Origin of the sequence: Acidisphaera sp. L21 (genome assembly GCF_009765685.1) — a bacterium.
Taxonomy (GTDB): domain Bacteria; phylum Pseudomonadota; class Alphaproteobacteria; order Acetobacterales; family Acetobacteraceae; genus LMUY01.
This window is the reverse complement of sequence record NZ_LMUY01000142.1, coordinates 48,148-66,596: the sequence shown is the minus strand read 5'-3', so window position 1 is coordinate 66,596 and position 18,449 is coordinate 48,148. Positions and strand designations below refer to the sequence as shown.

Annotated in this window: 18 protein-coding genes; 9 read left to right on the top strand and 9 right to left on the bottom strand. The window is 68.2% G+C overall.

The window, feature by feature from the left end:
* Positions 1 to 438: exodeoxyribonuclease VII large subunit (locus GSQ76_RS26460; RefSeq protein WP_158747075.1), on the bottom strand; the 438-nt coding region annotated here is incomplete at its 3' end.
* Positions 439 to 485: 47 nt separating this feature from the next.
* On the opposite strand from GSQ76_RS26460, the gene purD reads away from it, so the two are divergent.
* Positions 486 to 1,712, top strand: coding sequence for a phosphoribosylamine--glycine ligase (purD, locus tag GSQ76_RS26455; RefSeq protein ID WP_158747074.1), 1,227 nt, complete (start codon positions 486 to 488; stop codon positions 1,710 to 1,712).
* A gap of 45 nt (positions 1,713 to 1,757) precedes the next feature.
* On the opposite strand, the gene GSQ76_RS26450 is transcribed toward purD, so the two are convergent.
* Entirely contained in the window at positions 1,758 to 2,714 is a 957-nt protein-coding gene (locus tag GSQ76_RS26450; protein WP_158747073.1) for a TIM44-like domain-containing protein, read from the bottom strand.
* Between the two features lie 122 nt (positions 2,715 to 2,836).
* Here GSQ76_RS26450 and GSQ76_RS26445 point away from each other — a divergent pair, with 122 nt between their 5' ends.
* Positions 2,837 to 5,287 carry a glycogen/starch/alpha-glucan phosphorylase gene (locus GSQ76_RS26445; RefSeq protein WP_158747072.1) on the top strand — a complete coding sequence of 817 codons (2,451 nt, stop codon included), beginning with the start codon at positions 2,837 to 2,839 and terminating at the stop codon, positions 5,285 to 5,287.
* Positions 5,288 to 5,329: 42 nt separating this feature from the next.
* Here the strand turns inward: GSQ76_RS26445 and GSQ76_RS26440 are convergent, their stop codons facing one another.
* The 7 genes from GSQ76_RS26440 to GSQ76_RS26410 all read right to left on the bottom strand — a co-directional run bounded on the left by GSQ76_RS26440 (position 5,330) and on the right by GSQ76_RS26410 (position 13,260).
* Positions 5,330 to 8,788: a chromosome segregation SMC family protein gene (locus GSQ76_RS26440; RefSeq protein ID WP_158747071.1), complete on the bottom strand. Its 3,459-nt coding sequence runs from the start codon at positions 8,786 to 8,788 to the stop codon at positions 5,330 to 5,332.
* Positions 8,789 to 8,791: 3 nt separating this feature from the next.
* Entirely contained in the window at positions 8,792 to 9,397 is a 606-nt protein-coding gene (locus tag GSQ76_RS26435; RefSeq protein WP_158747070.1) for a DsbA family protein, read from the bottom strand.
* A gap of 136 nt (positions 9,398 to 9,533) precedes the next feature.
* Positions 9,534 to 9,740, bottom strand: a complete 207-nt coding sequence (locus GSQ76_RS32190) for an entericidin A/B family lipoprotein (RefSeq protein WP_254070645.1) — start codon at positions 9,738 to 9,740, stop codon at positions 9,534 to 9,536.
* A 183-nt stretch (positions 9,741 to 9,923) separates the two neighbouring features.
* Positions 9,924 to 10,568, bottom strand: a complete 645-nt coding sequence (gene maiA / locus GSQ76_RS26425) for a maleylacetoacetate isomerase (protein ID WP_158747069.1) — start codon at positions 10,566 to 10,568, stop codon at positions 9,924 to 9,926.
* 16 nt (positions 10,569 to 10,584) lie between these two features.
* Entirely contained in the window at positions 10,585 to 12,519 is a 1,935-nt protein-coding gene (gene acs, locus GSQ76_RS26420) for an acetate--CoA ligase (RefSeq protein ID WP_158747068.1), read from the bottom strand.
* Between the two features lie 49 nt (positions 12,520 to 12,568).
* Positions 12,569 to 12,976 (bottom strand): EVE domain-containing protein, encoded by a 408-nt coding sequence (locus GSQ76_RS26415; RefSeq protein ID WP_158747067.1) that lies wholly within the window; start codon positions 12,974 to 12,976, stop codon positions 12,569 to 12,571.
* Complete coding sequence (locus GSQ76_RS26410; protein ID WP_158747066.1) at positions 12,976 to 13,260, bottom strand: YciI family protein; 285 nt, start codon at positions 13,258 to 13,260, stop codon at positions 12,976 to 12,978. The genes GSQ76_RS26415 and GSQ76_RS26410 overlap by 1 nt, the downstream gene beginning before the upstream one ends.
* A gap of 101 nt (positions 13,261 to 13,361) precedes the next feature.
* Here GSQ76_RS26410 and GSQ76_RS26405 point away from each other — a divergent pair, with 101 nt between their 5' ends.
* From GSQ76_RS26405 to ccmI, 7 genes are read left to right on the top strand one after another with little or no spacing between them, the layout of a single operon-like run.
* Positions 13,362 to 14,129 (top strand): heme ABC transporter permease, encoded by a 768-nt coding sequence (locus GSQ76_RS26405; protein ID WP_158747065.1) that lies wholly within the window; start codon positions 13,362 to 13,364, stop codon positions 14,127 to 14,129.
* Positions 14,126 to 14,263 carry a hypothetical protein gene (locus GSQ76_RS26400; protein ID WP_158747064.1) on the top strand — a complete coding sequence of 46 codons (138 nt, stop codon included), beginning with the start codon at positions 14,126 to 14,128 and terminating at the stop codon, positions 14,261 to 14,263. Before GSQ76_RS26405 ends, GSQ76_RS26400 begins: the two co-directional genes overlap by 4 nt.
* The gene (gene ccmE / locus GSQ76_RS26395) at positions 14,260 to 14,757 is read left to right on the top strand and encodes a cytochrome c maturation protein CcmE (RefSeq protein ID WP_158747063.1); all 498 of its coding nucleotides are present in this window, start codon (positions 14,260 to 14,262) and stop codon (positions 14,755 to 14,757) included. Before GSQ76_RS26400 ends, ccmE begins: the two co-directional genes overlap by 4 nt.
* On the top strand, positions 14,754 to 16,715 hold the full coding sequence (locus tag GSQ76_RS26390; protein ID WP_158747080.1) for a heme lyase CcmF/NrfE family subunit: 1,962 nt from the start codon (positions 14,754 to 14,756) through the stop codon (positions 16,713 to 16,715). The genes ccmE and GSQ76_RS26390 overlap by 4 nt, the downstream gene beginning before the upstream one ends.
* Entirely contained in the window at positions 16,715 to 17,263 is a 549-nt protein-coding gene (locus GSQ76_RS26385; protein WP_158747062.1) for a DsbE family thiol:disulfide interchange protein, read from the top strand. Before GSQ76_RS26390 ends, GSQ76_RS26385 begins: the two co-directional genes overlap by 1 nt.
* Positions 17,245 to 17,709, top strand: coding sequence for a cytochrome c-type biogenesis protein (locus tag GSQ76_RS26380; RefSeq protein ID WP_158747061.1), 465 nt, complete (start codon positions 17,245 to 17,247; stop codon positions 17,707 to 17,709). The genes GSQ76_RS26385 and GSQ76_RS26380 overlap by 19 nt, the downstream gene beginning before the upstream one ends.
* On the top strand, positions 17,706 to 18,422 hold the full coding sequence (gene ccmI / locus GSQ76_RS26375) for a c-type cytochrome biogenesis protein CcmI (RefSeq protein ID WP_158747060.1): 717 nt from the start codon (positions 17,706 to 17,708) through the stop codon (positions 18,420 to 18,422). The genes GSQ76_RS26380 and ccmI overlap by 4 nt, the downstream gene beginning before the upstream one ends.
* The last annotated feature ends 27 nt before the right edge of the window (positions 18,423 to 18,449 follow it).

The window sequence follows — 18,449 nt, the reverse complement described above, 5'->3', positions numbered from 1 at the left end:
GGTGACGACGCCGATGACATTGGGGAGGTAGGGCAGCACGCGCTTGCGCTCGAACAGACCTTCCGCCGCCAGCTTCACCCGCAGGGCTTCGATTCGCGCCAGCATGGCGCCGGCGCCAGCGTATTCCAGGCGTTCGATGATGAGTTGGTACTGGCTCTTGTCGCCCCAGGCGGAGATGCGGCCGGTGGCGATCACCTCGACCCCATCCTCCGGCTTCAACCCCACCTTGCTGGCGGCGGTTTTCCAAACGATGCCGCGGATCAGGCCGCCTTCGTCCTTCAGGCAGAGGTAGGTGTGGCCGGAGGCGTAGCGCTTCACCTCCGACAACTCGCCGCGCACCCGCACCCGGCCGAACGTGCCCTCCAGCGTGCGCTTCACCGCGCCGGCAATCTCGCTGACGGTGTATTCGGGAACGTTGGTCGGGCTCTGCGTGTCCATGAAGCGAACCTATGCTAGGGACCGCGCACGACCAAGGAGGCTTCGGAATGCGCGTGCTGCTGATCGGATCGGGCGGACGGGAACACGCGCTCGCCTGGGCGCTGGCCGCCTCGCCGTTGATGGAGAAATTGTTCGTGGCGCCGGGCAATCCCGGCATCGCGCCACTGGCGGAGCTTGTGCCGATCGGGATGGAGGATATCGCCGCCCTGGTGACCTTCGCCCAGGAGAACGCGATCGACCTGGTGATCCCCGGGCCGGAGGCGCCGCTGGTCGCCGGCATCACCGACGCGATGGAGGCCGCCGGCATCGAATGCTGCGGCCCGACCGCCGCCGCGGCGCAGCTGGAGGGCAGCAAGGCGTTCACCAAGGACATCGCCGAGGCCGCCGGGGTGCCGACCGCCCGCTGGGAACGCTTCATCGATGCGGGCGAGGCGCACGACTTCATCAGCCGCCGCAGCCCGCCCATCGTGGTGAAAGCGGATGGGCTGGCGTCCGGCAAGGGTGTCGTGGTGGCACAGACCATGGCCGAGGCAGACGATGCGATCGACCGCTTCATCCCGCATGGCCCAATCGTGATCGAGGAATGCCTGGTCGGCGAGGAAGTCAGCCTGTTCGCGCTATGCGACGGGGCCAACGCCGTATTCCTGGGCACCGCGCGCGACCACAAGCGGGTCGGCGATGGCGACACCGGGCCGAATACCGGTGGCATGGGCGCCATCTCCCCCGTGCCGGGCTTCGACCCGGCCCCCGCGATGGACCGCATCATCCGCCCCGTGCTGGCGGAGATGGCCAGCCGGGACATGCCGTTTCGTGGGATTCTCTACGCCGGGCTGATGCTGACGGAGGATGGGGCGTCGCTGATCGAGTTCAACGTCCGCTTCGGCGACCCGGAGTGCCAGGTGCTGATGGCCCGGCTGCAGAGCGATCTGCTGCCGGCGTTGCTGGCCGCGTGCCAAGGCGAGCTGGATAATTTCGACCTGCGCTTTCGGCCGGAAGCCGCTTGCGGCGTGGTGATGGCGGCGCGTGGCTACCCGAACGCCCCGGAATCCGGCAGCGTCATCGCGGGGTTGGACCATGCGGCGGCGGTGCCGGGTGCGATGGTGTTCCACGCGGGAACGGCGTGGAGGGGGGAACAGGTGGTCGCGTCCGGCGGGCGGGTGCTGACACTGGTCGGCACCGGTCTGGATGCCGAAACGGCGCGGCAAGCGGCCTATGCGGCAGTGGCAGCAGTGCAGTGGCCCGAAGGGTTCAACCGCAGCGATATCGGTCTGTAGAAAAACGCCCTCCCCCACCATGGCGGCGGAGGAGAGCGTTGTTACTTACTTCGCCTGCTGGATCGCCGAGAGGATCCAGCGGCCGCCGGGGCTGCGGACAAACGTCCATACCTCGGTCACCAACTGGCGCTCGTTCGGGCTGCCGTCGACGATCTGGCCGCGGCCGTCGCGTGTGACGTCGATCATCGAGAACTTCATCGCAACGGTCGCGTATTCCCGCGAACCCTCGGACCAGGCCTCCGCCAGGTCACCCTTGTCCAGGTGCACATCGGTCACGGTATTGCGCAGGCCGCGGCTACGCAATTCGGCCAATTGCTCGCCGAAATAGCTGGCCATTTCCGGCGTCGCGACGGAGCGCAGGGCGTTTAGATCCTCCGCACTCCATGCCGCCTGCATGCCCTTGAGCAGTTGCTCGAACGTCTGATAGTCGGCGGGGCTGATCGCGATAGGGGGCGGCGCCGGGCGGGCACTGCCGCCACCGCCGAACATCCCAGGCCGTGGCCCCATGCCGGCGCCCGTGCCACCGCTGGTGCCGCCGCCGAACCCGGCGAACATCGGCTGGCGGTTGAAGAACATCCGCAGCAGCCAACGGCCGATGAAGAAGATCAGCGCGAACTGAATCAGCAGGCCGATGATGCTGCCACCACCGTCGATGCCACCGAACATGCCATGTCCAAACAGCATCCCGCCAATGCCAGCGCCAACGAGGCCGCCCAGCAGGCCGGAGGCAAAGCCGCCGCGCATGCCGCCAAAACCGCCGCCATAGCCGGGCGAGTAGCCAGGGCTCGGTGCGCCGATCGACGGTTCGGATCGCGGGGTATAGCTGCGCTGCATGGGCGCCGCGGAATAGGGTGCGGTACCGGTGGAGGGCGGGGCGGAGTAGGTGTTGCCACCCCGGCTGCCCATCGACGCGCCCCCGCCGACCCTTGCGAGGGCGAGGCCGGGAGCCAGCGCGATAGCGAGAGCGAGGACGGCTGCAAGCGGGAGCCGAAGGCGGTTCATGGGCGTCATTCTCCAATGGCACCGATCATATAGTGCGTCTCGCAGCAGAAAAGGAGATCACCGCCTGACCGGGGTTGCGATTTATGGCATGCTGCCAGACGTGACCGCATGGAGCTTCCCGTATGGACGTGCCCGCCGAGCCGACTGCCGAGCACTCCGTCGAAAGCTTGCACGACGCAATCCTGGCGCGACTGCTCTACAACATCGGAAAGACGCCCAGCCGGGCTAGCCAGCGGGATTGGTATGCCGCCACCGCGCTGACCATCCGGGATCGGATCGTCGATGTTTGGACGTCGTCCGCGGCACGGGCGCGGGCGCAGGGCGCCAAGCGGGTGGCGTATTTCTCACTGGAATTCCTGATCGGCCGGCTGATGTTCGACGCTGCCGGCAATTTGGGCATGGTCGAGATGTTGCGCAATGCCCTGGCGCTGGAGGGGATCGACCTCGACCATCTGCGTACGCTGGAGCCGGATGCCGCCCTCGGCAATGGCGGGCTGGGCCGGCTGGCGGCGTGCTTCATGGAGAGCATGGCCACCCTTGCCATCCCCGCCTTCGGCTACGGCATTCGCTACGACCACGGGTTGTTCCGGCAGACCATTACCGATGGTTGGCAGCAGGAGATCCCGGAGGATTGGCTCAGTTCCGGCAACCCGTGGGAGTTCCAGCGGCCGGAACTGTCCTATCGCGTAGGGTTTGGCGGCAGCGTCACCGGCGCGATCGAGGCGGGGCGCACGGCGTTTACCTGGAACCCGGGGGAAACCCTGTTCGCCGTCGCGTTCGACACGCCCATGGTGGGCTATGGCGGCCACCATGCCAACACGCTGCGGCTGTGGTCCGCCCGCGCCGCCGACCCGCTGGCGCTGGACGCGTTCAACCGTGGCGACCACGTTGGCGCACTGACCGACCGGGTACGGGCCGAAGCCGTCAGCCGCGTGCTGTATCCCGGCGATGACAGCCCCGCCGGCCAGGAATTGCGGCTGCGGCAGGAGTATTTCTTCGCCTCCGCCAGCCTGCAGGACATGCTACGCCGCCACCTGGTGGAGCACGACACCGTTCGCAACCTGGCCGAATTCGTCGCTATCCAGTTGAACGACACCCACCCCGCCATCGGCATCGCCGAACTGATGCGCCTGCTGTTGGACGTGCATGGACTGGAGTGGGACGAGGCGTGGCGGATCACCCAGGGCTGCATCAGCTACACCAATCACACCCTCCTGCCCGAGGCGTTGGAGATGTGGCCGGTGCTGCTGCTAGAGCGGCTGCTGCCCCGGCATATGCAGATCATCTATCTGCTGAACGCCCGGCATTTGGACACGCAGCGCGCTGCCGGCGCAGATGACCGGCTGTTGGCCGGGTTGAGCCTGATCGACGAGGGCAGCGGACGCCGGGTGCGGATGGGGCATTTGGCGTTCCTGGGCAGCCACTCCGTCAACGGCGTGTCCGCCCTGCATACCGACCTGATGCGCCGCACCATTTTCCGCGATCTGGACGCCGCGGTGGGTGGGCGAATCGTCAATCGCACCAACGGCATCACCTTCCGCCGCTGGCTGCACCAAACCAACCCGGGGCTGACCAGGCTGTTGGTCGACACGCTGGGGGACCGTGTGCTGCGCGATCCGATGACGCTGACCGATCTGATGCCGCATGCGGAGGATGCCGGTTTTCGCGCGGCGTTCAAGGCGCAACGTGTGCCACGCAAGCAGGCGATGGCGCGGCTGGTCGCGGCACAATTGGGGCTGGTCGTCGACCCGGAGGCGCTGTTCGACATTCAGATCAAGCGCATCCACGAGTATAAGCGGCAGTTGCTGAACATCCTGCACGCGATCAGCCAGTACAACGCGATCCGTGCGCAGCCGACGCGGGATTGGCGTCCGCGGGTGAAGTTCTTTGCCGGCAAGGCGGCCCCATCCTACACCCTGGCCAAGCAGATCATCCGCCTGGCGCACGACGTGGCGCGGGTGGTGAACAGCGACCCCACGGTTCGGGGGCTGCTGCAGGTCGTGTTCATGCCGAACTACAACGTCAGCCTGGCAGAATTACTGATCCCGTCGGCCGACCTGTCGGAGCAGATCAGCACCGCGGGAATGGAGGCCAGCGGCACCGGCAATATGAAGCTGGCGCTCAACGGGGCGCTCACCATCGGCACCATGGACGGCGCCAACGTCGAGATCTGCGAGCGGGTCGGCGCCGCCAACATGTTCATCTTCGGGATGAGCACGGAGGAGGTGGAGGCGCGCCGCACCAGCACTGGGTTCGACGCAACCGCCACCGTTGCGGCCTGCCCGGCGTTGCGCGACGTGGTGGAGGCGATGCGCAGCGGCGTATTCAGTCCGGAAGAGCCCCAACGCTACGCCGCGCTCGCCGATCGGTTGATCCATTCCGACCCGTTCTTCGTCTGCGCCGATTTCGACTCCTACGACAGGGCGCAGGACTTGGTGGACGCGAAGTGGCGCGACCCGGTGGCCTGGTGGCGCTCGGCTGTGATCAACACGGCCAATATGGGCTGGTTCAGCTCCGACCGGACGATCGGCGAGTATGCGGCGGGCACCTGGAACGTCAAACCGGGGCTGTAGCACCCGCGCTATCGCAATTGGGTGTCGCACCTGGGCGGCGGGTTACTCCGCCGCCACTCGCTGTTCCACCATTTCGGACGCACGCGCCAGGTCGACCGAGAGCAGGCGGGACACGCCGCGCTCTTGCATCGTGACACCGTACAACCGGTCCATCCGCGCCATCGTCAGATGGTGGTGGGTGACGACCAGGAAACGGGTGCCGGTGTCCTTCACCATTTCGCTCAGCAGGCTACAGAACCGCTCGACATTGGCGTCGTCCAGCGGGGCGTCGACCTCGTCCAGCACGCAGACGGGCGCCGGGTTGCAGCGGAACACCGCGAAGATCAGCGACAGAGCGGTCAGCGCCTGTTCGCCGCCTGACAGCAGGGAGAGCGTTGCCAGCTTTTTGCCGGGGGGCTGGGCGTAGATTTCCAGCCCGGCCTGCAGCGGGTCATCGGATCCGACCAGGGCCAGATGGGCGCGCCCGCCACCGAACATGCGGGCGAACAGTGTCTGGAAGTGGCGGTCGACCTCGGCGAACACCTGGGTCAGCCGCTCGCGCCCTTCGCGGTTGATGTGGCCGATGGAGCCGCGGAGTTTGGAGATGGCGGTGCCCAGTTCCTCCTTTTCACCGGTAATGCCGGCGATGCGGCCTTCCATTTCCTCCGCCTCGATGGAGGCGCGGAGGTTGACCGGGCCCATCTCCTCGCGTTCTCGGGTCAAGCGTTCCAGGCGGCGGCGGGCTTTTTCCTCCGCCTCCTGCGACAGATCGGCGGGCGGGGGCGGCAGCGCCGGGTTGGCACCCAGCCGTTCCAGGATGCGCTCGGCGACGGTGCCCCAGGCGTGGTCGGCCTGGGTGGCGGCGGCTTCGGACCGGACGACGTTTTCACGCGCGGTGGAAAGCGCAGCCTCGGTGGTGCGGGCGAGCGTTGCGGCCTTGGTTTCGGCAGCGACAGCCACATTCAGCGTGTCGGCGGCGCGGCGGTGCTCCAGTTCGGCGGTCTTCAGCGCCTCCGTCACTTCGGCGGCGCGGGTGGCGACCGTGGCCGGGCCGTCTTCCAGTCGGGCTTGCTCGGCAATGGCTTCGGCGGCGCGGGCGCGTAGGTCGACCACACGGCCTCCAGCGCCGGAGGCACGCAGGGTCCAGTCGGCGATTTCGGCGGCTATGGCCTTCAACCGAGCGGCGCGGGCGGCAGCCTCGCGGTTGCGGTCGCGCAGGGCCGCCTCGGCCGCGTTGTCCCGGCTTCGGGCCGTGGTGAGGGCGGCGCGGGCACGGTCCACGGTTTGCCGCAGCATTGTCAGGTCGGGCAGCTTTGCCCGCTCGGCCTGGATGGCGGCCAGGGCAGCGTCCGCCTCCGCTGCCTCGGGCGCCAGGCGCGCCATTTGTTCGTCCAGAGCGGCCAGTTTGGCGCCGGCGGCCTCGGACTGCGTGGCGAGGCGGGTGCTGTCGGTGCGGGCGCGTTCCCAGCGCTGCTCGGCATCGCGGCGGGCAGTGCGGGCGGCGGCATCGGCAGCGGCGGCGGCTTTGTCGGCCTGGTCTGCAGCCTGGCGGGCAGCCGTGGATTCCGCAGCGCTCGCCTTCGCCTCGGCCAACTTGGTGCGCAGACCGTTTAGGCGGTTGCGCTGCTGCAGCCGGACGGTTGCCGCGGTCGGCGTGCCGCCCCGGATGGTGTAGCCGTCCCAGCGCCAGACCGCGCCGGCCCGCGATACCAGGGTTTGCCCGGCGGTGAGTTGCGGGTGCTTGGCATCGCCCTCCGCATCCGTTTCCACCAAGCCGATGCCGGACAATGCCCGGCGCAGCGCCACTGGCCCGGCGACCAGTTCGCCCAGTGGCGTGCCAGGCAGCGGCGCGGGCGCCAGATCTGGCAATTCGACCCAGTGGCGGGCGGCGGTCGGATCGGCGGACCCGCCCAATTCTTCGCCCAGCACCGCGCCCAGGGCGGCTTCCAACCCCGGCGGCACGGTCAGCGCGTCGACCATCGGCGGCCAACGCTCGCCATCCTTCACGCCCAGGACTTCGGCCAGGGCGGAGGTTTCGGCGGACAGTTTGGACAGGGCGGTGGCGACGACCGCGTCCTTTTGGCGCGCTAGCGATGCAGCCTCGCCAGCGCGGGAGCGGGCGCGTTCGGCTTCGTCCTGCGTCTCGCGGGCTTGCTTTGCCTCGGCCTCGGTCTTGGTGGCCAGGGCGGCGGCTTCGGCGACACGCGCCGGGTCGACCTGGCCGACGGCGGCACGGTCTTTCTCGCCACGCAATTGCGCCACTTGGCCGGACAGGCGCTTCGCCCGGGCTTCGGCCTGGGCCAGGCCCTGGTTCAGGGCCTGGCTGGTCGCGGTCAATTCCGCCGCGCGCTCGGTTGCGGTGTTGGCGGCCGCCTCGGCCTCGCGCACGGCGTCCTTGGCAGCCGCGACCTCGCCATCGGCCGCGGCGATCTTCTCGGCCGAGCCGGCATCGGCGTCCCGCAGCCTCGTCTCCTCCGCGGCCAGGCGGGCGGAGGCAGAGTCCGAGTCTGCCTTCACCTGCTCGGCATGCTGCAGATCGCGGCTGACCTGGTTCTGCCGCGCGGTGGCGGCGGCCAAGGCGTCCTTGGCACGGGAGATCTCGGCGGCCACCTGCTCGCGCACGATGCGGTGGCGTTCCAGCGCGGTGCGGGCCTCGGCCTCGGTCGCGCGCAAGGCCGGCACGGATGCTGTGGCGTCCGCCGCTTGCTGTGCCGCATTCGCGGCAGCCTCCGCGGCCTGGCCGACGGAGGCCTGGGCGGTGGCAAGCGCCTGGGCGGCTTCGGCGCGGGCCAGTTCGACCCGGGCCTTGGCCAAGGCGAGCAGTTCGGCCTCGGATTCCTTCACCGTGGTCGACAGCGTGCGCCAGCGATTGGCTTGCCGCACTTGCTTCTGCAACCCGGCCAATTGGCCGTCCAACTGGGTGCGCAGATCCTCCGCGCGCTCCAAATTGGACTCGGCAGCGCGCAGTTTCAGCTCCGCCTCGTGCCGCCTGGCGTGTAGCCCGGTGATCCCTGCGGCTTCCTCCAGCACCGCCCGCCGCTCGTCCGGGCGGGCGTTGATGATGGTGCCGACCCTGCCCTGGCTGACCATGGCGGAGGATCGTGCGCCGCTCGCCAGGTCGGCGAAGAGCGTCTGGACGTCACGGGCGCGGACTTCCTTGCCGTTGACGCGGAAGGCACTGCCAGCGCCGCGCTCGATCTTGCGGCTGATCTGTAGCTCGTTGGCCTCGTGGAAGGGCGGTGGGGCGGCACCCGCCGCTTCCTCCAGCGTCAGTGTCACTTCGGCGAGGTTCCGGCTGGGGCGGCCCGCGGTCCCGGCGAAGATCACGTCGTCCATCTCGCCGCCGCGCAGGGAACGGGCGTTGCTCTCGCCCATCGCCCACCGCAGCGCCTCCACCACGTTCGATTTCCCGCAGCCATTGGGGCCGACCACGCCGGTCAGCCCTGGCAGGATCTCCACCGTCTGCGGCTCGGCAAAGCTCTTGAAGCCGGCGATCCGCAGGCGGCTGAACGCGATGGGCAAGGGTTAGCTCGCCGCTGCGACGTATTTGGCGATCGCCTCGTAGGGCTGCTCGCCGGAATACGCCTTCTCGTTGATGATGAAGGTCGGGGTGCTGTCGACCTTATATTTGTCTGCCCCACCCTGTTGCTCCGCCAGGATAGCGGTCTTCAGGGGCTGATCGGCCACCGTGGTGTCGAATAGCGCGCGCGGCATGCCCGCCAGCGCCGCCCGCTTGAAGATCTCGTCCGTCGGGTTGATGTCGCGGGCAAAAGCCCAGCGGTCCTGGCTGGCCAGCAGGGTGCTGACGAACGCCTCGTAGCGCTCCGGCGGCAGGGCGCGGGCCACCATGGCGGCGGTCAGCGCGACCTGGTCCAGCGGGAAATCGCGGTAGATGTAGCGTAGCTTGCCGGTGTCGATCAGCTTGGCCTTCACCTCGGGGAACACTTCTTTGCCCCAGGCGGCGCAATGCGTGCAGGTGAGCGAGAACCATTCCTGCATGGTCACCGGTGCGTCGGCCTTGCCGAGGATGCGGTCGGACATGCGGGGGTCGGCATCCGCAGCCCGGGCAAGCCCAGGAACCACGGCGATGGCGGCGGAGGTGGCGATCAGAACGCGTCGGGAGAGGAGCATCGGAGCCTCTTACAGGTGAGTGCCGAGTCGGCGCTGTGCATTTAGCACAGCGCCAAAGCACGCCCGCAATCGCGCGAGGCTCCCTACGCGAAAGTCATGCCCGGTTCATCCAACCGGGCATGCTCCAGGCTAGAGGTTAGAGGCCGCTCTTGACGTCGTTCGCACCGCGGGTAACGGCACTGCCGGTTGCGGAGACGTCCTTGCCAACGCCTGCGGTGGTGTTGCAGCCGCTGAGCGCTAGCCCTGCCGCCATCACGACGGCCAACCCGAGTAGCCCAACCCGGCGTTGCGCCGCGGGACCCGCCACAGTTGCGACAGGCCGGTTGGGACGATGAGTGGACATTGGTCTTATTCCCGTTTGTTACGGGACGAAGAACGCGTTGCCATAACGGCGGTTGCAACGCTCGTGAGATCATCATGCCGCCGGAGGCCTCGATCAGCTTTGCATTGACCCCGTGGTTCTCGGACGGCAGCGCGGCGATCATCGGATACAAGGGGGCCGCAGCTTCGCCATCGCGAGGACGCGCTACGTGGGGGCGCCGGCCTGTAGTTTGGGATGTGCCCGGGCGAAAGCCTCCAACTCGTCGCATGCCGTTGCGATGCGATCCACCGTCGGGGTCGGGCCGATATCCAGCTTGAACACGCGCACGCCGATGACGCAGCTCATCAGGCACAGATCGGCGAAGGTTGGCATGTCGCCATGGCAGAACTTGCCAGTGCCGGGCTCCGTGGTCAGACGGGCTTCCAGGGTGCGCAGGCCCTCGCCGAACCACTGGGTCTGCCAGGCTTTCCAGCGGGTCGCATCGAAGCCCTCACGTTGCATCAGGTAGTTGCGGACGCGTGGAACGATCAGCGGGTGGCTGTCGGCGGCGATGCCTGCCGCGAGCGAGCGCACCCTCGCCCGGCCGCGCGGGTCGGCTGGCAGCAGGGCCGGATGCGGGTGCAGTTCCTCCAGGTATTCCAGCAGGGCGAGCGACTGGGTCAGCGGCGGTAGGCCGGGTTCTACCAAGGCGGGCACGGCCCCTTGCGGGTTGATCGCGCGGAAATACGGTGCGTCTTGCTCGCCCTTGTCCAAATCGATCGGGATTTCGTGCACCCCGATGCCCTTGAGATTCAGCGCCACCCGCACCCGGTAGGTCGCCGCTGAGCGCCAGTAGCCGTAGAGGTCCATGCCGTATAGCTCCATGCTATGGGACGCGGTTGCCGATGAGTTCGTCAACCACCGCCGGATCGGCGAGGGTGGAGGTGTCGCCAAGCCCCTCCGTCTCGTTGGCGGCGATCTTGCGCAGGATGCGCCGCATGATCTTGCCGGAGCGGGTTTTCGGCAGACCCGGCGCCCACTGGATCGCATCGGGGGAGGCGATCGGCCCGATCTCCTTGCGGACCCAGGCGACCAGTTCCTTGCGCAATTCCTCGGTCGGTTCCGCGCCGGTCTTGAGGGTGACGTAGGCGTAGATGCCTTGCCCCTTTATGTCGTGCGGGAAGCCGACCACGGCGGCCTCGGCCACTTTCGGGTGGGCCACCAAGGCGGATTCGACTTCGGCCGTGCCCATGCGATGGCCGGAGACGTTGATGACGTCGTCGACCCGGCCGGTGATCCACCAATAGCCGTCGGCATCCCGCCGCGCGCCATCGCCGGTGAAGTATTTGCCGGGGAAGGTGGTGAAGTAGGTCTGCACGAACCGCTCGTGATCGCCATACAGCGTGCGCATCTGTCCCGGCCAGCTATCGGTGATGCAGAGATTGCCCTCGACCGCGCCCTCCAGGATCTTGCCCTCCGCATCCACCAGCGCCGGCAGCACGCCGGGCAGCGGCAGGGTGGCGGAGCCGGGCTTTAGCGCGGTGGCGCCGGGCAGCGGGCTGATGAGGATGCCCCCCGTCTCGGTCTGCCACCAGGTGTCGACGATCGGGCAACGCTCGTCGCCGATGACGCGGTAGTACCAGAGCCACGCCTCGGGGTTGATCGGCTCGCCGACGCTGCCCAGCACGCGCAGGCTGGCGCGGCTGGTGGCCTTCACGGGGGCGTCGCCGTCGCGCATCAGGGCACGGATGGCGGTGGGGGCGGTGTAGAAGATGTTGACCTGGTGCTTGTCCACCACCTGCCAGAAGCGGGAGGCGTCCGGGTAGCTGGGAATGCCCTCGAACATCAGCGTGGTGGCGCCGTTGGCGAGCGGGCCGTACACGATATAGGTGTGGCCGGTGACCCAGCCGACGTCGGCGGTGCACCAGTAGACCTCGCCAGCGCGGTAGTCGAACACCAGCTCGTGCGTGAAGCTGGCCCAGACCATGTAGCCGCCCGTGGTGTGCAGCACGCCCTTCGGCTTGCCGGTGCTGCCGGAGGTGTAGAGGATGAACAGCGGGTCCTCGGCGCCCATCGCCTCCGGCTCACAGGTGGGCTCGGCGGCGGCCAGCAGGGTCGCGTAGTCGTGGTCGCGACCCTCCTGCATGGCGACGTCGCCGCCGGTAACCTTCACCACCAGCACGTCCTTGATGGTCGGGCAGGTCTTCAGCGCCTCGTCCACATTGGCCTTCAGCGCGACCTTGCGGCCACCGCGACGGCCCTCGTCGGCGGTGATCAGTAGGGTGGACCCACAATCCTGGATGCGGTTGGACAGGCTGTCCGGGGAGAAGCCGGCGAACACTACGGCGTGCACCGCGCCGACGCGGGCACAGGCCAGCATGGCGACCGCGGCCTCCACCACCATGGGTAGGTAGATCGTCACCCGGTCCCCCTTCTTGACGCCGCGCTCGCGCAGCACGTTGGCGAGGCGGCAGACCTCTTCGTACAGCTGGCGGTAGGTGACGCTGCGGCTGCTGTTGGGGTCATCGCCCTCCCAGATGATGGCGACCTGGTTACCGCGGGCCTTCAGGTGGGCGTCCAGGCACACGGCGGAGGCGTTGAGCCGCCCGTCCTCGAACCATTTGATCGCGACGTCACCCTCGAAACTGGTGTTCTTAATCAGCGTCGGCTCGCGAATCCAGGCGATGCGCTTGGCTTCCTCGGCCCAGAATGCGTCCGGGTTGGTGGTGGCGTGGTTCACCATCAGCCGGTATTTTTCGCCGTTGACGTGCGCGTTGGCGGCAGCGTCGGGCTTCACGTGGAATGTTGTCGGCTCGGACATGGTGGAACTTCCCGGGGGGTTCTTTTGCAGGCACGCTAGCGGATCGGGGCTAGCGCTTAAAGCCGCCTAACTTGCAGACATGCGCCCACTCGGCCGCCGTCACCGGGCCGACGGAGAGGCGGGACAGGCGGACCAGCGCCATCTCGGCGAGCGCGGGGTCGGCTTTCACGGTGACCAGCGTGACGGGTTTTGGCAGCGGCCCGACGGCCTTCATGTCGACGCAGACCCATTTTTCGTCGGTCGGGTCGGGGTAGCCCTCGCGCACCACCTCCACCACGCCGACGATCTCCTTGCCGATGTTGGAATGGTAGAAGAAACAGCGGTCGCCCTTGCGCATTGCGGCCAGATTGTTCTTCGCCTGGTGGCTGCGCACGCCGGTCCATGGCTCGACGCCATGTTCGACCTGCTGGTCCCAGCTGAAGGCGTCGGGTTCGGATTTGATGAGCCAGTAGGCCATCAGACGGCAACACCGTCCTTGAAGACGATTCGGTAGGGCCGGATGGTCGTGCTGGCGAACAGGCCGGCCTGGGCATACGGATCGTCGGCCGCGAACACGGCGGCGGCGGCGTGGTCCGCCACGTCGATCACCAGCAGGGAGCCGCAGGGTTTGCCCGCGTCGTCCAGCAGCGGGCCGGCCATGACGAGGTTATTCGCGGCCAGGTAGTCGACATGCGTCGGGCGGGTGGCCATGCGCAGGTCCAGACTGTCGGGCTTGTCGATGCACGTGATGGCAAACAGCATGGCGGTCCTCCCAAAAACGTATCTTTAAGACTATGTCATCTGGGGCCACCGGCAAACCGCGTGGCTTCTAAGTCGTATGCCGCGCGTGCTATATTGGCAGCGTGGACGCCATCGCCCTCATTGCCCCGCGCGCTGGCCGGGGCTTGCACCGCTTCGCCAACCCGGGCCGGTTCCTGCGGCTGGCCGGCGCCGTGCAGCCTTGGCTGACTGGGAGCGCCATTATCGTCACTGCGATCGGGCTGTATTGGGCGCTGTTCATCTCGCCGGCGGATTGGCAGCAGGGCGATGCGGTGCGGATCATGTATGTGCATGTGCCGGCCGCCTGGCTCGCCTCGATGGGGTATGCCGGACTGGCACTCTGCTCGCTGGCGTCGATCATCTGGCGGCACCCGCTGGCGGATTTGGCGGCGGCGGAGATCGGGCCCGTGGGGGCTGGATTTACCGCGTTGTGCCTGGCGACGGGCAGCCTGTGGGGTAAGCCGATGTGGGGCGCCTGGTGGGTGTGGGATGCGCGGCTGACGTCGGTGTTGGTGCTGTTCTTCCTGTATCTGGGCCATATCGCGCTGGTGCGCGCGTTCGACGAGCCGCAGCGCGGGTATCGCGCCGGATCGATCCTGGCGCTGGTGGGGGTGGTGAACCTGCCGATCATCAAGTTTTCGGTCGATTGGTGGAACACGCTGCATCAGCCGGCGACGATCACGCTGATGGGCGCGCCCACCATGGCGCTGACCATGCTGTGGCCGCTGCTGGTGTGCGCCATCGGGTTCACCCTGGTGTTCGCGGCGCTGGTGGTGGCGCGCACCCGGGCGGCGGTGATGGAGCGGCGGATCCGGGCGCTACTGATGGCGCGGAGCGAGGCTTCGGCATGACGCATCTGGGATTCATCGCGCTGTCCTATGCGCTGGCCCTCATCGTGCCTTTGGGATTTGGGTTGGGGGCAGCACGCCGTCTGTCGCTAGCGCGGCGCCGGCTGGCCGCGATCGATCCGCGGGCAGCGCAATGACCCGCAAGGGACGACGCTGGGCGATCGTGCTCGTGTGCGGGGTTGGACTGGGTTCGGCGACGGCGCTGTCGCTCTTGGCGTTCAGCAGCGACATGGTGTTCTTCGTCGCACCCTCCGACCTGGCGGCCAACGGCCAGCCGGGACGATCGCTCCGGCTCGGTGGGCTGGTGGAGGCCGGTTCGGTCCATCGGGTGTCGGAAGGTGGGGAGCCGGTAGCGCATTTCCGCGTCACCGACGGTAAGGCGAGCGTGGATGTGTCGTATACCGGCATCCTGCCGGATCTGTTTCGCGAGGGCCAGGGCGTGGTAACGTTGGGCACGCTGCGGCCGGATGGTACATTCCGCGCCAGCGAGGTGCTGGCCAAACACGACGAGACCTACATGCCGAAAGACGTGGCGGACGCGCTTAAGAAGGCTGGCATGTGGGACCCGACCAAGGGGCCGCCGCCGCCCGCCGCCACCTGGAACGCCATGGCGACGAGGACGGCCGGGTGATCCCGGAACTCGGCCATTTCGCGCTTGCGCTGGCCTGCGCGCTTTCGTTTGCTCAGGCGATCCTACCGATCTATGGCGCCTGGCGGCGTGACGAGCGGCTGATTGCGGCGGCGCCCGGCCTGGCCTGCGGGCAGTTGCTGGCATTGGGCGTGTCGGCGTTCTGCCTGGTGTGGTCCAACGTAGTGGACGATTTTTCCGTCTTGAATGTAGCGGAGAACAGCAACAGCCTGAAACCGCTGCTGTACAAAATCACCGGGAGTTGGGGGAACCACGAAGGGTCGATCATCCTGTGGGCGCTGATCCTGGCGTTGTGCGGCGGGGCGGTTGCCGGATTCGGTCGCAATCTACCGGGGGCGTTGCGGGCGCGGGTGATCGGGGTGTTGGGTGCGTCGTCCGCCGGGTTTCTGTTGTTTTCGCTGCTGACGTCGAACCCGTTCACCAGGCTATGGCCGGCGCCGATCGACGGGCGCGACATGAACCCGCTGCTGCAGGACCCTGGCCTCGCCTTCCATCCGCCCATGCTCTACGCCGGATATGTCGGGTTCGCGGTGCCGTTCGCGTTCGCGATCGCGGCGCTGCTCGAGGGGCGGGTCGATGCATCGTGGGGCCGCTGGGTGCGGCCGTGGACGCTGGCGTCGTGGTGCCTGCTGACCTGCGGGATCGCGCTGGGCTCGTGGTGGGCCTATTACGAGCTGGGCTGGGGCGGCTTTTGGTTCTGGGATCCGGTGGAAAACGCCTCCCTGCTGCCGTGGTTGACCGGGACGGCACTGCTGCATTCCGCCATCGTGGTGGAAAAGCGGGAGGCGCTGAAGATCTGGACCGTGCTGCTGGCGATCGCGACGTTCTCGCTCAGCCTGTCCGGCACGTTCCTGGTGCGGTCCGGCATCCTCAACTCCGTGCATGCCTTTGCCAACGACCCGGCGCGTGGCGTGTTCATTCTGGGCCTGCTGGGCGTGGTGATTGGCGGCAGCCTGCTGCTATTCGCAATCCGCGCGCCCGCTTTGTCGGCCGGCGGCATCTTCGCGCCCGTGTCGCGGGAGGGCGCGCTGGTGCTGAACAACGTGCTGCTGTGCTCGATCGCCGCCGTGGTGATCACGGGCACAATGTATCCGCTGTTCAGCGATCTGATCCTGCATGACAAACTGAGCGTCGGGGCACCGTTCTTCAACGCGACGGTGATCCCCCTGGCGGTGCCGGTGTTTGCCGCGATGACGATTGGGCCGGTGATGCCGTGGAAGCGAGCCGCGCTGCTACCGGCGCTGCTGCGGATCTGGTGGGCGGCGCTGATCGCGGTGATGGTCGGGCTGATCGCATTGACCAAGGCGCCGGTGCTACCGGCCCTCGCCTTCGGAGGTGCGGCCTGGATGATCGCCGGGGCAGCCGCCGATATCGTGGAGCGTATTCGCCTGTTCCGCCTGCCCGCCGGCAACAGCATGGCGCGGTTGCGCGGCCTACCGATCGCGGCATTCGGCGCCGCCATTGCGCATGCCGGGCTGGGCGTGACGGTGGCCGGGATCGCCGGCATGTCGCTGGCCCGGCAGCAAGTGGTGCTGGTGCACCCTGGCGAGCAAATCCAGGCCGCCGGGCTCACCTGGGCGCTGGACTCGCTGACCGACCGAACGGGCCCGAACTATAATGAGCGCGTTGCCAATATCCGCGTGATCCGCCCGGGTGAGCCGGATTTGGAGATGCATCCCTCTCGCCGCGCCTTCACCACCCAAACCGTGACCACGACCGAGGCGGCGATCCACACCACCGGGTTCGCCGACATCTACGCGGTACTGGGCGAGGAACGGGACGGCGCCGCTGTCATGCGGCTGCACTACAATCCGATGGCGCCGTGGATTTGGCTGGGTGGGCTGGTGATGGCGATCGGCGGTGGGCTGTCCCTGGCCGATCGGCGCCTGCGGGTCGGTGCGCCGGCACGCAAAACGGTGCCGCTGGGGGTATCGGCCTGATGAACCGGCGGCAGGTCCTGCTGACGGCGCCGCTGGGCGTAGCAGCGCTCGGCGGAGCCGCGTTTTGGACCATGCTGCGCGGCATGCAGCGCGGCACGTTCGACCCGCGCGGTGTGCCGAGCCCGATCACCGGGCAACCGGTGCCGCATTTCGATCTGCCGGCCCAGGCGCCAGGCCAGGGCTTCACCAGTGCCGAGTTGGCGCAGGGCAAGCCGGTGCTGCTGAACTTCTTCGCGTCCTGGTGCGTGCCGTGTGTGCAGGAACATCCGGCGCTGCTGGCGCTGGCCAAGTCGGGGATGCCAATCTGGGCCATCGCCTACAAGGACCCGGAGGACAAGGCGGCCCAGTTCATCCAGCGCCATGGCGACCCGTATCAGCGCATCGGGCGCGACACGCCGGGCCGGGTGGCGATCGATTTCGGCCTGTCCGGCGTGCCCGAAAGCTTTCTGGTGGATGGCGGGGGCGTGGTGCGCTGGCATTGGCCCGGCCCGTTGGATGCCAGCGTGATCCAGGATCGGCTGCAACCGGCATGGCGCGCGCTCGGCTGATCGCGCCGGCGTTGGTGGCCTGGGTGCTGCTGGCCGCCTGGCCGGCGCACGCCATCAACGACCCGGCGGAGATGCTGCCAAACCCGGCGCAGGAGACCCGCGCCGAACAGATCGGCCGGCAATTGCGCTGTCTGGTGTGCCAGAACGAGAGCATAGAGGATTCTGGCGCCGACCTGGCCCGCGACTTGCGCGGCATCGTGCGACAGCGCGTTGTGGCCGGGGACACGGACGCCCAGGTGACGGCCTGGATGGTGGCCCGCTACGGCGACTTCGTTCGGCTGCGGCCGCCGTTCAATGCGGTGACGGCGCTGCTGTGGCTGTCGCCTCTGCTGGCGGTCGGTATCGGGCTGGGCCTGGCGATTCTGGGGCGCCGCGCACGCCTTGCCCCACCGGCCCCCCTGACCGACGCCGAGCGGGCACGCCTGGCGGAGTTGACCCGTCCGTGATCTGGCTGGCCGCCGCCATCCTGGCCCTGTGCGCGCTGAGCCCCGCGGGGTGGATGCTGCGCAACCGCATTCGCGTGCGCGGCCGGAACGAGGCCGCCATCGCCTTGTATCGGGCGCAGATCGTCGAGTTGGATCGCGACCTGGCCGAACAGCGGATCGCCCCCACCGACCACGCGACCGCAATGTTGGAACTACAGCGTCGTTTGCTGGCCGCGTCCGAGGCCGTGGAGCGGCCCGGCCAAACGCCGGATCGCGGGCCGCTAGTGCTGGGGCTGATCCTGGTGCCGATGCTGGCTCTGGTGCTGTACCTCATTAGCGGGCGGCCCGATTTGCCGTCCCAGCCGCTGGCCGAGCGTATCCAGGCGGCCGATGCCCACTTGGCGGAGGCAGACCAGGCCGCCACCCAACTCCGCGCGGCGCTGGCTGCGATTGACCCGGCGTCCCCCCGCGCGCGGGAGGGCCAGATCATGCTCGGCAACGTGGAGGCCAGCCGTGGCCGGTTCGCCCAGGCCGCGACCGCCTGGCGCACCGCCCTGGCGCAGCATTTCGACCCGGTGCTGGCCGCGATGACGGCCGATGCGGCAAGCCGGGCAGAGGGTAAGATCAGCCCCGCCTCCGCCGCGCTGTATCACCAGGCGTTGGCTGCCGCGCCGGCCGACGCGCCGTGGCGGGGCGAGATCGAACAACGCCTCGCGACCGCACCACCGCCCTAGTTGCGATGGGCGCGGCCATCGCCCACA